This window comes from Nonomuraea sp. NPDC048881 (assembly GCF_040649795.1).
In the GTDB taxonomy this organism is placed as follows: domain Bacteria; phylum Actinomycetota; class Actinomycetes; order Streptosporangiales; family Streptosporangiaceae; genus Nonomuraea.
Genome location: NZ_JBEZGC010000006.1, coordinates 370220 through 384129, shown reverse-complemented (window position 1 = coordinate 384129; position 13910 = coordinate 370220). Strand labels below are relative to the sequence as shown.

10 protein-coding genes and 1 tRNA gene are annotated in these 13910 nt (G+C 70.5%); 2 read left to right on the top strand and 9 right to left on the bottom strand.

Features of this window, described 5'->3' with window-relative positions:
- Nucleotides 1-79: 79 nt before the first annotated feature.
- The 7 genes from AB0C33_RS23875 to topA form a co-directional block, all read right to left on the bottom strand.
- Complete coding sequence (locus AB0C33_RS23875) at nucleotides 80-1126, bottom strand: permease-like cell division protein FtsX (protein ID WP_358291495.1); 1047 nt, start codon at nucleotides 1124-1126, stop codon at nucleotides 80-82.
- Nucleotides 1123-1650 (bottom strand): SigE family RNA polymerase sigma factor, encoded by a 528-nt coding sequence (locus AB0C33_RS23870; protein ID WP_358291493.1) that lies wholly within the window; start codon nucleotides 1648-1650, stop codon nucleotides 1123-1125. Before AB0C33_RS23870 ends, AB0C33_RS23875 begins: the two co-directional genes overlap by 4 nt.
- A gap of 179 nt (nucleotides 1651-1829) precedes the next feature.
- Nucleotides 1830-3011, bottom strand: a complete 1182-nt coding sequence (locus tag AB0C33_RS23865) for a DNA polymerase III subunit delta' (RefSeq protein ID WP_358291491.1) — start codon at nucleotides 3009-3011, stop codon at nucleotides 1830-1832.
- Between the two features lie 9 nt (nucleotides 3012-3020).
- Nucleotides 3021-5057, bottom strand: a complete 2037-nt coding sequence (gene tmk, locus AB0C33_RS23860; protein WP_358291489.1) for a dTMP kinase — start codon at nucleotides 5055-5057, stop codon at nucleotides 3021-3023.
- Between the two features lie 141 nt (nucleotides 5058-5198).
- Nucleotides 5199-5771, bottom strand: coding sequence for a helix-turn-helix transcriptional regulator (locus AB0C33_RS23855; protein WP_358291487.1), 573 nt, complete (start codon nucleotides 5769-5771; stop codon nucleotides 5199-5201).
- Between the two features lie 72 nt (nucleotides 5772-5843).
- Nucleotides 5844-7073: a metallophosphoesterase gene (locus tag AB0C33_RS23850; RefSeq protein ID WP_358291485.1), complete on the bottom strand. Its 1230-nt coding sequence runs from the start codon at nucleotides 7071-7073 to the stop codon at nucleotides 5844-5846.
- A gap of 13 nt (nucleotides 7074-7086) precedes the next feature.
- On the bottom strand, nucleotides 7087-9771 hold the full coding sequence (gene topA / locus AB0C33_RS23845) for a type I DNA topoisomerase (protein ID WP_358291483.1): 2685 nt from the start codon (nucleotides 9769-9771) through the stop codon (nucleotides 7087-7089).
- Between the two features lie 189 nt (nucleotides 9772-9960).
- Here topA and AB0C33_RS23840 point away from each other — a divergent pair, with 189 nt between their 5' ends.
- Nucleotides 9961-10146 carry a DUF5703 family protein gene (locus AB0C33_RS23840; protein ID WP_125641854.1) on the top strand — a complete coding sequence of 62 codons (186 nt, stop codon included), beginning with the start codon at nucleotides 9961-9963 and terminating at the stop codon, nucleotides 10144-10146.
- 122 nt (nucleotides 10147-10268) lie between these two features.
- Here the strand turns inward: AB0C33_RS23840 and AB0C33_RS23835 are convergent, their stop codons facing one another.
- A complete protein-coding gene (locus AB0C33_RS23835; protein WP_358291481.1) occupies nucleotides 10269-12392 on the bottom strand; it encodes a chaplin family protein in 2124 nt (707 codons plus the stop codon).
- Between the two features lie 198 nt (nucleotides 12393-12590).
- Complete coding sequence (locus AB0C33_RS23830) at nucleotides 12591-13118, bottom strand: hypothetical protein (protein ID WP_358291479.1); 528 nt, start codon at nucleotides 13116-13118, stop codon at nucleotides 12591-12593.
- A 373-nt stretch (nucleotides 13119-13491) separates the two neighbouring features.
- On the opposite strand from AB0C33_RS23830, the gene AB0C33_RS23825 reads away from it, so the two are divergent.
- Nucleotides 13492-13577, top strand: a tRNA-Leu gene (locus AB0C33_RS23825).
- Nucleotides 13578-13910: the final 333 nt, after the last annotated feature.

Here is a 13910-nt window from a genome sequence, read left to right as displayed (position 1 = left end):
GGGGGTTGTTACGGCCTTCCGTTGCCACACTACGTGTGTCCACCCGGTGAACGTGAGGGGCACCGGGCCCGATCTTGAATCAACCGCCCATTCGGCAGTCCTGGCCCTTCGGCAGGGAGACCCGGTAGCGGGCCATGGCCAGAGCCGCGTCGACCGTACAACGGCGGTCGACGACGGATGCGACACCCCGCTGCCGTCTCAGGGCCTTCAGCAGCGCGCTCCAGTCGTCGCGCTCCGACCTCATCTGCAACCGGTACGACTCCGGCATGTCCCCGACCTTGGTGGCGGCGAGCAGCGCCTTGTTGTCCTGGTAGCTGCGCTTGAAGTTCTCGTACGCCGTCGACTGGTCCTCGAAGAGGATGGACTTGACCTGCTTGGACGCGCGCAGGAGTGCGACGATCTCGGCCTTCTGTCTGGTCGTGGCCCCCTTGCCCTCCTTCACGATCTTCTCGCCGTCCGCCGCACGTTCGGCCCCGCAGGCGGGCAGCGCCGAACCGTCGCCGCAGAGGAAGACGCTGACCTGAGTGCCGGATGACGGAAGAGAAGCGGCGGAGGGCACCAAGTCGATGTCCTCGACCCCCGGGAGCGAGCTGAGTGCCTGCTTCACCGGCACCGGGTCCGTGCCGGGCTCAAGCCGCAGCCGGAACGAGGCACGCAGGTCGTCGACCGTCACCGCGTCGAGCAGCCGCTGATTGTGTGCGAAGTCGCGCCGGAAGCTCTCGAAGGCTTCGGCTTGATCCACATACATGAGCGAGATGACGCCGGACACCTCCTTCGCCGCCTTGGCGATCGACTTCGCCTGATCAGGCGTGACGCCCTGCCCCTGACAGGACGGCGCCTTCCCGCTGGCCGACCTCGAACAGAGGAAGATCGTCAGCTCTTGGGCATCGGCCTGACCGCCGGGGGGGCCGGCCAGCGTCGCCACGTGCTCGTCGCCTCGCACGCCCAGCCAGACGGCGGTCGTAGCCCCCGCGAGCACCACCGCCACGGCCGCGCTCACCAGCCGGAGGTCCACCCGGCTCCGGCGCCGCTCCGGCGTGCGCAGCGGCTTGAGCGCGCCAGTGTCGACGGTCGCGCCGGCCTCGACGAGCGCGGCACGAAGCCTGTCTTCCATCGGACTGTTCATGATTCCTCCCCAAGCGCCCGGCCGAGAGCGGCGAGCCCTCGCGCGATCGTGGACCTGGCCGTGCTCGCGTTGACGCCCATGGTCGCGGCGACCTCCTGGTCGGACAGGTCGAAGTAGTAGCGCAGGGTCAGCGCCTCACGCTGCCTGCGCGGCAGCTCCCGCAGGGCGAGCAGCACCTCCCGCCGCTCCTCGCCCAGCAGCGCGGCGCTCTCCGCCGACCAGACCGGCGGCTCGTAGGGCACCGCCCGCCGGAACACCGTCGCCCGTCTGCGCAGGACGGACCGGCACCCGTTGAGCACGGCGGAACGCACATAGGCCAGCGCCTTGTCGGCGTCCCGCAGACGGGCCCGGCCGGCGTGCGTACGTGCGAACGCCTCCTGTACGACGTCTTCGGCGGTGGCCTGATCACCGACCATGATCAGGGCGAGCCGCACGAGGCCGACATGATGCTCGGCGAAGATCGATGCCACATCGACCTGTTGCCGCGCCAGGGCCTGTTGTTGGGAGAGCAGTTCGACTTCCACGCTACAGAGACGCTTCGCGGGCTCACTTGCTGCTCCGGTCACCCAGCTATCTTTTCGCCCTCCTGACAAGCGAGAAGGCGGAAACCGCAGGCAGCCGCGGCCAGGCCCCCAAGGCGAGCCTCCCCAGGCGACCCCTCAAGCAGCCCGCGCAGCCACCACAGGCAGTGGCCGGGATCGGCTCAGGCCGCCGCCCCGCGCAGCGACAACATCATCGCCTCCACCGCCATCTGCGGATTGACGTTGGCCCCCAGCCGCTCCCGGCACCGCATGATCGCGTCGATCCGCCGCAGCGTCTCCTCCGGCGTGGACGACCTGGCGAGCTGGTCGAGATCGAACCGGATGTCGTCGTTGGCCAGCTCCACCCCCGCCCCGAACTGCATGGCCAGCACGTCGCGGTAGTACGACACCAGCTCCAGCAGCGCGGCGTCGAGCGAATCCCGTTTGATGCGGGTGGCCCGGGACTTCTGCCGGTCCTCCAGCTCCTTGAGCGCGCCCGCCCCGCCGCGCACCAGCCCCCGGTTGAGCCCCTTGCCCGTGGAGCCCTCGCCGTAGATCTTGCGCAGCTCGGCCGTCTCGTTCTCGTTGAGCGCCGCCGTGGCCGCCGCGGCCTCTTCCTCGGCCGTCTTGACCAGGCGTTCGGCGGCGGACACGCACTCGCCCACCCCGGTCAGCGTGCGCGGGATGCCGAGCACGGCCTCCCGCCGGAGGCGGGCGCCTTCATCGAGGGCCAGTGACCGCGCCCTGCTGATGTGCCCCTGCGCGGCCCGCGCGGCGAACGCGGCGGTCTCCCACGGCACGCTGTCGCGGGTGGCCAGCACGTGCGCGACGGCCTCGGTGGACGGCGTGGTCAGCGTGACCTGACGGCAACGCGACCTGATGGTGATCATGAGGTCGTCGGGAGCGGGCGCGCACAGCAGCCAGACCGTGCGCGGCGGCGGCTCCTCGATGGCCTTGAGCAGGGCGTTGGCCGCCGACTCCGTGGCGCGGTCGGCGTCTTCGAACAGGATGACCCGCCAGCGACCCTGGGTGGGCGCGCCAGCGGCCCGCAGGATGAGCTCGCGGGTCTGCTTGACGCTGTAGGACAGGCCTTCAGGACGTACGGACTCCAGGTCGGGGTGAGAGCCGATGAGCACCTGGTGACACTGGTCGCAGTGGCCGCAACCGGCGTCGGGGCACAGCAGCGCGGCGGCGAAGGCGCGCGCGGCCTCCTCCCGGCCCGAGCCGGGCGGGCCGGTGAACAGCCAGGCGTGCGTCATTCCGGCGCCGCGACCGCCCTTGACGGCCTCGCCGGCCGCCGCAGCGGCCCGCGACAGCACGGAGATCGCCTGGTTCTGCCCGACGAGGTCATCGAAAACTGTCACGGCGTAAGGCTAGTCGCGGATGGCGGGCATCGTGCCCGTGGCGTCTTCGGACTCCCGGGGCACCGGGTCGGGCAGGATCTCGCGGATGCGGTCCTGGATCTGGCGGGTCAGCACCTCGGGCGGCATCGTGCCGTCGACCACGAGGTAGCGGCCGGGATCGGCGGCGGCCAGCGCGCGGAACTCCTTGCGCACCCGCTGGTGGAACTCCAGCGGCTCGGACTCGATGCGGTCGGCCGCCCCGCCCAGCCGGGTGAGCCCCACCTCGGGCGGCGTGTCGATGAGCACGGTCAGATGCGGCACGAGGCCGCCCGTCGCCCACGCGTTGATCTTGGACACGTCTTCGGGATCGAGCGCCCGGCCGGCGCCCTGGTAGGCCAGGGACGAGTCGACGTAGCGGTCGCTGATCACCAGCGAGCCCCGGTAGAGCGCCGGGCGGATCACCTTCTCGACGTGCTCGGCCCGGTCGGCCGCGTAGAGCAGGGCCTCCGAACGGGCCGACAGACCTCGCTCGGCCGCGTCGAGCAGGATGGCCCGCAACCGCATGCCGATCTTGGTCGAGCCGGGCTCCCGCGTCTGGACCACGTCGTAGCCCTGGTCGCGCAGCCAGATGGCGATCAGTCGCGACTGGGTGGTCTTGCCCGACCCCTCGCCGCCCTCGAACGCCATGAACAGCCCCGGCACGTGCTCGGCCGGCTCGGCGGGGTAACGCTCGCCGCGCACCGCCGCGAGAAGGTCGGCCGACAGCGAGACGCCCTGCCTGTCGTCCATGTGGCGCAGCGCCAGGATCCCGACGGCCATCGCGAGACCGCCGCCGATGACGAGCACCAGGTTGGTGCCGTCGAAGCGGTAGGCGATGGCGCCGAGGCCGAACTCGTGGGCGCCGAAGAGCGCCGCCAGCGGGTTGGCCACCGCCACCACGAGCAGCAGGGTGACCCGCGCCGTGGACTGCAGGAACGAGAACGTGCGCCCGCGCAGCGCGTCTTCGACCTCCAGCCCGATCAGGGTGTAGCCGATGATCCACGCGATGCCCGCGCACGCCCCGAGCAGCACGGTCAGCATGACGACGATCGGCAGGTTGTGGATCAGCGCGATGGCCACGAGCACCACCCCGGCCACGGTGATGGCCAGGCCGAACAGCCGCCGCCGCGACAGCCCGCGCAGCAGCCTGAGGCCGACGAACATGCCCAGCGCCATGCCGACGAAGACCGCGCCGAACACGACGCCGTAGGCCGCGTCGCCGCCACCGAGGGCCACCACGTAGATCTTCGCCACGCCGACCACGGCCCCGCCCGCGGCGAACGCGCCGAGCATGCCGATGATCAGGCCGCGCACGAGCCGGTTGCCGCCCACGAAACGCCAGCCCTCGACGACCTGCTTGAGCACCGAGGGCGTCGAGATCGCGCCGTCGCGCTTGGGGATGCCGCGCAACGTGAAGATCAGGAAGGCCGACACCAGGTAGGCCAGGGAGTTGACGATCAGCGCCGGAGCGGTCGGGTCCATGCCGTTGAGCAGCGGCAGGACGCTGCGCCCCATGTCGCCGGCCAGGGACAGCGCGGCGAACAGCAGGGCCGCGATCGGCGCGCTGCCGTAGGTGACCAGCAGGTTGAGGCGGTTGGCGGATTCGAGCTGGTCCTTGGGCACCAGGTTGGGCACCGTGGCGTCCTTGGCCGGGACCCAGAACAGGTTGACGCACTCGACCAGGACGGTCGCGACGATCACCCACTGATAGGTGCCGATGACCGGGATCGACAACACGACCGCGAACCTGGCCAGGTCTGCGGTGAACATGGTCAGCCGCCGGTCGAACCGGTCGGCGAACACCCCGGCCAGCGGCCCGAGCAGCACCGCGGGCAACATCTTGGCGATGAACACGCCGCCCACGGCCAGCGACTGCATGCGGTAGTCGCCCTGGTTGAGGTTTCCGGCGAGGGCGGTCAGGGCCAGGATGTTGAGCCAGTCGCCCAGACTGCACACCGACATGGCCGTCCAGAGACGGCGGAACGGCGCATGGGCCAGCACATGTGCAGCGCGCCTAGGGGCAGTCATGATTTCAGCGTATCCAGGTGTCGGCCGGACATGGGAAGGCAGGAGACAACGCGGAATTACCCGCTTGTCCGTGGCTGAGGGTATTACGTTCGCGGGTCGGCGTGCAGGTTACCCACATGGAATAGGCCCTCGAAAACGTCGTCAATTCATTACTCCGGCCTCTTGCCTGATCTGCTCCACCAGAGGCATCCAGGCGGCGCGGACGGCGGCCGGCAGCGCCAGCTCGCCCCAGAGCTCGACCAGCAGCGCGCCGTCGACGTGGTCGAGCAGGTCGGCGGGGCCGCCCTCGCTCAGCAGCGCCGAGTAGGCCGCCCGGCGCTGGTGGCGGTCGGCCAGGTCGTAGACCCGGCCGCCGAACCTCAGGACGCCCAGCGCCGCGGCCACCGGCAGCCGCCGTAGCCGGCTCGGGACGTGGAAGCAGCGCCCGCCCGCCGACTGCACGGCGAACTCGACCTTGGGCTCAAGGGCCAGCCGGAACCCGGCCGCGTCGAGGATGCGCCCGGCGGTCTCCAGCGTCGGCGACTTCCTGCCGTGCTCGTAGGCCGACAGCGTGGTGCGCGAGGTGCCGCTCCTGCTGGCCAGCGCCTTCTGGTTCATGCTCGCCGCGTGGCGCGCCTGCCTGAACAGCAGCCCGCCGCGCCTGGCCCAGAAGGCGACGTCGGGCGCGAGCGAAGCCGCCTGACGCAACGCCCCTTCGGCCGGGGAGGACACCATGCTCACCTCCTGCGAGTATCCGGTCGGATACTACGCCACGATGACACCACGTGGCGACCGCGTCGCGCAAAGTCAGGAGCGCAGCTCCAGCATAGTGATCTCGGGCGGCGCGCCGACCCGCACCGGCGGCCCCCAGAACCCCGCGCCCCTGGTGACGTACACCTGCACGCCGTCGACCGTGGCCAGCCCCGACACGACGGGCTGCTGCAGGCCCACCACCAGGTTGAACGGCGCGATCTGGCCGCCGTGCGTGTGCCCCGACAGCTGCAGGTCGACGCCGAATCCGGCCGCCTGGTCCACCTGTACCGGCTGGTGGGCGAGCAGCACGGTGGAGCGCCCGGGCGTCCGTCCGCCGAGCGCCTTGGCGAAGTCGGGCCCGTCGCCGACGGCCTCGCCGTTGAGGTCGTTCACCCCGGCCAGGTCGAGTACGGCGCCTTGGTGGCTGATCTCCACGCGCTCGTTACGCAACGAGCGAACGCCGAGCTGGTCGAGTTCCTCGATCCATTCCTGGGGGCCGTTCTGCGTGTAGTACTCGTGGTTACCGGTCACGAAATATGCCCCGTAGCGGGACTCAAGGCTTTTGAGGGGCTTGGCGAGGGCGCCCAACTGGGCCACGGACCCGTCCACCAGGTCGCCGACGATGGCCACCACGTCGGGACGCAGGCCGTTGATCATCCTGACGATGCGCTCGGTGTGGCCGACGCCCGTGAGCGGGCCCAGGTGGATGTCGCTCACCACGGCGAAGCGCAGGCCGTTCAGTCTCGGGTCGAGCTTGGGCAGCCGGACCCGCACCGGCTCCAGCACCGGGTCGCCCAGAGCGCTGGTCATGCCGTAACCGACCGTGCCGAGCGCGCCGACCCCGGCCACCACCGCGGTGGTGCGCCCCAGGAAGAGCCGCCTGCTCATGGGCGGCACGGCAGGGGGAACAGGCTCAGTGGCGGGCCCGGACGGCGGGGCGGCGGACGCCACCGCCGCGACCGGGACCGGCTCCTTGACCGCCACCGACCCGCGCTCGCCCCTGCGGATGATCATCGAAGCGACGGCCCGCGGCACCTCCAGCACCAGCAGGAACACCACGAGGTAGAACATCAGCGCCACCCACAGGTAGCCCGGCCAGGCCAGCCAGTTGCCCAGCTCCATCCGCGTGCCCGCGAACGCGGCCACCACGAGCAGGACGAGCCCGACCAGGCCCCAGGTCAGCGCCTTGCGGGCGCGCCCGGGGCGGGTCGCGGAGCGCACCATCCGATGCCACAGATAAAGGTGCGCCACCACGACGAGAGCGACGAAGACCAGCACGATCACACGTCGATGCTACTTACGATTTGGCCGCCGGCTTCTTCGCGGTCGTCTTCTTCGCCGGGGCCTTCCGCGTGGTCTTCTTCGGCGCGGGCGCCCGATCGCGGCGCTCGGCCAGCAGCTCGGCGGCCCGTTCGATGGTGATGTCCTCGACCGTGTCGCCCTTGCGCAGCGACGCGTTCGTCTCGCCGTCGGTCACGTAGGGGCCGAAACGCCCCTCCTTGACCACGACCGGCTTCTTCGACGCCGGATCGTCGCCCAGCTCCCGCAGCGGCGCCGCCGCCGCGGCCCGCCGCCCGCGCTGCTTGGGCTGCGCGAACAGCTCCTTGGCCTGCTCGATCGTGACCGTCAGCAGGTCCTCTTCCGAGGTGAGCGAGCGGGAGTCGGTGCCCTTCTTGATGTACGGCCCGAACTTCCCGTTGTGCGCCACGACCTCCTCGCCGTCGAGCTCGCCCACCACCCGGGGGATGGCCAGCAGCTTGAGCGCGTCGTCGAGGGTGATCGTGTCGAGCGACATCGTCTTGAACAGGGAGCTGGTGCGCGGCTTGGGGGCGTCTGCCTTCTTCGTCCGCTTCTTCGGCGTCTCGTCCTCGGCCGGCTCGGGCAGGATCTCCGTCACGTACGGCCCGTAACGGCCGTCCTTGGCCACGATCATGTGGCCGCTCACGGGGTCGCACCCCAGCTCGCGGTCGCCGGTCGGCCGCGAGAACAGCTCCTCGGCCTTCTCCGCCGTCAGCTCGTCGGGCGTGGTGTCCTCGGGCACGTTGACCCGCGCGCCGTCTCTGTCCAGGTACGGCCCGTAACGCCCGACCCGCAGGACGATGTCCGTCCCCTTGATCGGGAACGAGCTGATCTCCTTGGCGTCGATGTCACCGAGGTCGGTGACCATCTCCTTCAGGCCCTCGTCGCCGTCGCCCGCGCCGTAGTAGAAACGCTGCAGCTCGGGCACCCGCTCGGCGCGGTCGTTGGCGATGTCGTCGAGCACCTTCTCCATCTCGGCCGTGAAGTCGTAGTCGACCAGGTTGCCGAAATGCTGCTCAAGCAGGTTGACCACGGCGAAGGCCAGGAAGGACGGCACCAGCGCGGTGCCCTTCTTGAACACATAGCCGCGGTCGAGGATCGTGCCGATGATCGACGCGTACGTCGAGGGCCGCCCGATCTCGCGGTCTTCCATCTCCTTGACCAGCGAGGCCTCGGTGTAACGGGCGGGCGGCTTGGTGGAGTGGGCGGCCACGTCGAGCCGCGACACGGTCAGAGCGTCGCCCTCGGCCAGGTTGGGCAGCCGCTTCTCGGAGTCGTCGCGGTCGGTCGAGGGGTCGTCGGCCCCCTCCACGTACGCCTTGAGGAACCCGTAGAAGGTGATCGTCCGGCCCGAGGCGCTGAACTCGACGTCTTCGCCGGAAGCCGAACGGCCGCCGACCTTGACGCTGATCGACTCGCCGACCGCGTCCTTCATCTGCGAGGAGACGGTGCGCTGCCAGATCAGCTCGTAGAGGCGGAACATGTCGCCGGACAGCCCGGTCTCGCCCGGCGTGCGGAACTCCTCGCCGGAGGGCCGGATCGCCTCGTGAGCCTCCTGCGCGCTCTTGACCTTGCTGGTGTAGACGCGCGGCTTGTCGGGTACGTACGCGGCGCCGTAGAGCTTGATGGCCTGCGAGCGGGCGGCGGCGATCGCGGTCTCCGACAGCGTGATGCTGTCGGTACGCATGTAGGTGATGAAGCCCTGCTCGTACAGCCGCTGGGCGACCTGCATCGTGTACTTGGCGGAGAAGCCCAGCTTCCGGCTGGCCTCCTGCTGCAATGTGGTCGTCCGGAACGGCGCGTACGGCTTGCGCGTGTACGGCTTGCGCTCGACGGACTTGACCGAGAACGACGTGCCCTGGAGCCGGCCGGCCAGCTCACCGGCGGCGGCCTCGGACAGGTGCAGCACGTCGGCCGTCTTGAGCTGCCCGGTGCTGGCGAAGTCGCGCCCCTGGGCCACCCTCTTGCCGCCTACCGAGGTCAGCGTCGCGGTGAAGTCACGCGGCCGCTCCTCGGGCTTGCCCGAGTCGAACAATGCCTGCAGGTCCCAGTAGTGGGCGGAGGTGAACGCCATGCGCTCCCGCTCGCGCTCCACCACCAGCCGCGTCGCCACCGACTGCACCCGGCCGGCCGACAGCCGCGGCTTGACCTTCTTCCACAGGACCGGGCTGACCTCGTAACCGTAGAGCCGGTCGAGGATGCGGCGGGTCTCCTGGGCGTCGACCAGGCGGAGGTTGAGGTCGCGCGGGTTCGCGACGGCGTCGCGGATGGCCTGCGGCGTGATCTCGTGGAACACCATGCGGTGGACGGGCACGGTCGGCTTGAGCACCTCGCGCAGGTGCCAGGCGATCGCCTCGCCCTCCCGGTCCTCGTCAGTGGCCAGGTAGAGTTCGTCAGCACCCTTCAACAGCTGCCGCAGCTTGCTGACCTGCGCCTTTTTGTCGGGGTTGACGACGTACAGCGGCTCGAACTCGTGCTCGACGTTCACGCCAAGGCGCGCCCAGGACTCCTTCTTGAAGGCCTCGGGGATGTCGTCGGCCCGCTCCGGCAGGTCACGGATGTGGCCGATGCTGGACTCGACCGTGTAGCCGGCGCCGAGGTATTTCTCGATCGTCTTCGCCTTGGCGGGCGACTCGACGATCACCAGGCGTGTTCCGCCGGAGCTGCCGTTCTTGGCTGGCACGCTGCTTCCTACCTCACTGTTCGCTTGCAATCCCCCTGCCGGGAGTCGGCATAGATCTGAAAGGTAACCCGACTCGCGGAAATTTCCTTCCCCCGGGCTACCCACTAGCTTCCGGGTCCACCCACAAGCACGCAGAATAAGCCCCATCGAGCGGCATGGCGCCCTGACTCACCCTGGAGACTAATCGTTGTGCTCGACTACTCCTACATGGATATCTTCATTCCGCGCGACCTCACTCGCGAAGCCGCACGTCAACTGCTGACCGAACACGCAGAGTACGGCCAGTGGGAGCTCGCGCGGGTGCGGGTGCACCCCGACGGGAGCCGGCACGTACGGCTGCGACGCAAGGTCATCCGTGTCCGCAGCACGCTCTGAGCCTGGACATGGCTTTGCCCGCTCCGGGCCGCGCCCCCGGAACGGGCAAAGCATCTATCGCCTACCGCTCCCAGGCGGTGGAGCGGTAGCGGTATCTGTGGTTACCGACCTATGCCGTATATCTACTTACGGCCGAACCGGAACCGGCGGGCGGTCGCGAACAGCGTGGCCGACGCGGCGAACATCGAGCCGAGCAGCAGCGCGAGCAGCGAGCTGGAGTTCATCCCGGTGAGACCGGCGGGCTGGGCGGCGCTCATCAGGCTCAGGTTGCCGACCGGCAGGCCGCCGGTGGCCGAGGTCACGGCGCCGCCGACCGGGGTGGAGGAGAGCAGGTCGGTGGCCGGGGAGAGCGGCGAAGAGGGACGGGCCGGCGCCCTGCGCGCGTGGTCGGTCCTGTCGGCCATGTGACGCTTGCCGGGCCGGACGGGCACCCGCTTCTCCCAGGACTTGGCCGGCATGTCCACCTCGCCGGGCCTGGCCTGCGCCGGACCCTGCACCGGAGCCTGCGCCTGACCGGGAAGGCCGGGCAGCTCGGGCAGGGCGGGCAGGCCCAGGGTCTTGGACGCGTCGTCCACGAGCGGCAGCGAGGACAGGCCGCCGCCGACCGGCAGGCCCGAGCCCTCCAGCTGCTGCGTCACGTTGCCGGGAACCGGCAGGCCGCCCGCCTTCGGCAGGCCGCCGACGTCGGGCAGCCCGGGCACGGCGCCGGTGCCGTTGACACCGTTGAGCGCCGGGACGGCGGGCACCGCGGGCAGCAGCCCGCTCTTGGCCGCGGCCTGGTGGCCGGTGGACCGCAGGAACTCGTTGTAGCCGCCGCCCGGGTAGCCCGGCTTGCCGACGTGCGCGCCGCCCAGGCAGCCCGCCGCGGCGTCGCCCAGCACGGCCACGGCGTTGCCGCAGACGTTGACCGGAGCCGTGATCGGCGCGATCACCTGGTTGCCGCTCAGCACGCCCGAACGCCCGGAGGTCGAGTTGCCGCCGCCGCCCACACCGTTGTGCGGCCAGACGGCCGCGCCGCCCTTGCAGTGGGCGTTGGAGGCGCCGAGCACCGCGGCCGCGTTGCCGCAGACGTTGAGCGGAGCCGTGATCGGCGCGATCACCTGGTTGCCCGCCCCGACGCCCGACTGCCCGGAGGTGTGGTTGCCGCCGGCGCCCCGGCCGCCGTTCTTGACCGAGACGACGCCCCGGCACCCGGCGAACGCCTTGCCGAAGGCGGCCACGGCGTTGCCGCAGACGTTGACCGGAGCCGTGATCGGCGCGATCACCTGGTTGCCGCTCAGCACGCCCGAACGCCCGGACGTCGTGTTGCCGCCCGCCCCGGAACCGGCGCGGGTGTTCAGCACCGTCGCGCCGCCCCGGCAGTTGGCCACCGCGTTGCCGACGGCGTTGCCGCAGGCCGTGATGGGCAGGTTGACGGGGGCGATCACCTGGTTGCCGCTGCCGGCGCCGTAACGCCCGTCGGTGTCGTTGCCCGTGGAGCCCGGCGCGGCCATGTGGTGCAGCCAGCCGCCGCCGCCCGAGTTGGTGACGCTGGCGCCGCCCTGGCAGCCCGCGAACGCCCGCCCGAACACCGCCACCGCGTTCCCGCAGATGTTGATCGGCCCGTTGACCGGCGCGATCACCTGGTTGCCGCCCAGCGCGGACGAGCGCCCGGACGTGCGGTTGCCGCCCGCGTTGCCGACGCCGCTGTTGTGCACGGAGGCGCCGCCCTTGCAGCCCGCGGTCGCGTCGCCGAAGATGGCCAGCGCGTTGCCGCAGGCGTTGATCGGAGCCGTGATCGGCGCCGTGAGCTGGTTCCCGCCGATGAGGCTGGAGTCGCCCGAGGTCTGGTTGCCCCCGGCGCCGCCCTTGCCCTTGTTGTGGACGGTCGCGCCGCCCCGGCAGCCCGCGTCCGACTTGCCGAACAGGGAGACCGCGTTGCCGCAGGCGTTCAGCGGCGCGGTGATCGGCGCGTTGACCTGGTTGCCGCCCAGCACGCTGGAGTTTCCCGAGGTGCGGTTGGGGATGTCGCTCGGGCCGGCGTTCTCGACCGAGGCGCCGCCGTGGGACCCGGCGGACGACTGGCCGGCCGCGCCGACGGCGTTGCCGCTGATGTCGATGGGCAGGTTGATCGGCAGGTTGACCTGGTTGCCGCCGCCGACGGAGGAGTTGCCCGAGGTGTCGGCGAAGGCCGCACCACTGCCGAACGACATGACCGCGACCGCCAGAAGGGCCGCAGGAGTAGATGCTCTAGCCCACGTACGCATGGTGAATGCTCCTAGTGGTTCTTGGGGGGATACCTGAAACGGTTCGCGGGCAGCCGAGGCCGTGCGAGGTCGCACACAACGGTGACCTCGGATTCGCGAACAGGTTGACTGACGTCTCACCCGCCGGCGGAGGGGATCTGACCACGCTCCGCCGTCGCTCTCCGGACGGGACGTCCGGGGAGTGTGGAGATGGCGGGATCAGTCAGGTGAGAAGGAAGGGTCGTCCGCCGCTGTGCGGACGACGGGGGGCAGCACACGCGCCATGACGGCGGACTGGTACTGCAGCCGCGGGTCGACACCGGACCTCGCGACATCCCCCATACCGGGCCCGAACGGGCCGCTGCCACCACCGTTGGGCACCAGTCCATCGGTGTCCAAGATCTTTCCGGCGGAGGATGGTGGTGGCAGACCAGGATCCTGCTGGCTGTTGAGACCGTCCACGGTGCGGCCGGCCATCGCCTCGGCGTTGTCCGACGCCGAGAGGTAGCCGGGGACCGAAAGGGGAGCGGGGGCCGCGTCGGCGGCTCCTGTGGTGGCCGCGGTGGCGTCCGCGGCCGCCGGAGCGGCGGACATGGCTCCGAACACGACGGCGAGCAGCCATCCGGCCGCCACGAGGGCGCCCATCGTGACTGCCCGCACGACAACCCTGCGGGCACCGGCCGCGAACCGCGCCATCCGGTCGGCCCGCTCGGCGGTCGTGTCCTGCTCCGGGAGCGTCGTGGGCACGCGGCGCACAGTGAGGGACGACGCCCTCGACTGCCCGACCTTCGTGCGTGCCACGTGACCTCCCAGCTTCCGGAACCGGCCTCACGTCGTGAGGCCGGTCCGTGGACTCACCCCTCAACGATCCGTAACCGTAGCAGCACCCAAAGTTGCCGCAAGGGCTTTTCAGCAGAGACCCCGAAAAAGGCCAAGGACACGCTGGTCCGCTTCACGGAAGACACCTGGGAGGGTCATCAGGACGGTCCGGCGGGGCCGCCGGCGGGCCGCCGGAGAGGCGGCGCCTCTCCCCTGTGCCGATACTTGGTATGACTCACCCCCCAGAGTTTGCTAACCTTACGGAGCCGACGCGAGATGACGTCCCGCGTGCAGGCACCAAGTCCGGGTGGCGGAATAGGCAGACGCGCTAGCTTGAGGTGCTAGTGCCCAGTGATGGGCATGGGGGTTCAAGTCCCCCCTCGGACACACCGCACACATGTGGAGGCACCGGTTGACCGGGCCTCCACATTCTGCTTTCCGGGGCAGTACGTGAATCAGCCCGGGTTGCGGGGACCCCGAGCCCGCAGACTCCCTTCTCGATGACGGTGCTGCGCTGCGCCACCGTGAGCACGTTCACCTTCTCGCGAGCCAGGTCGTGGGGCGGTGAGGGCCTGGGGAGCGGGTGAGGAGGGGGCGGTTCCCGGGGGCGGCGATGAGTTTCGTCGGTGGGGGTGGTCAGTATGGGGGTGACGAGGACTGCTGACGAAACCCATGACCGCCAGGCCGGCCGTGACGAGGTCGGGCCCGAGACCGATAGAG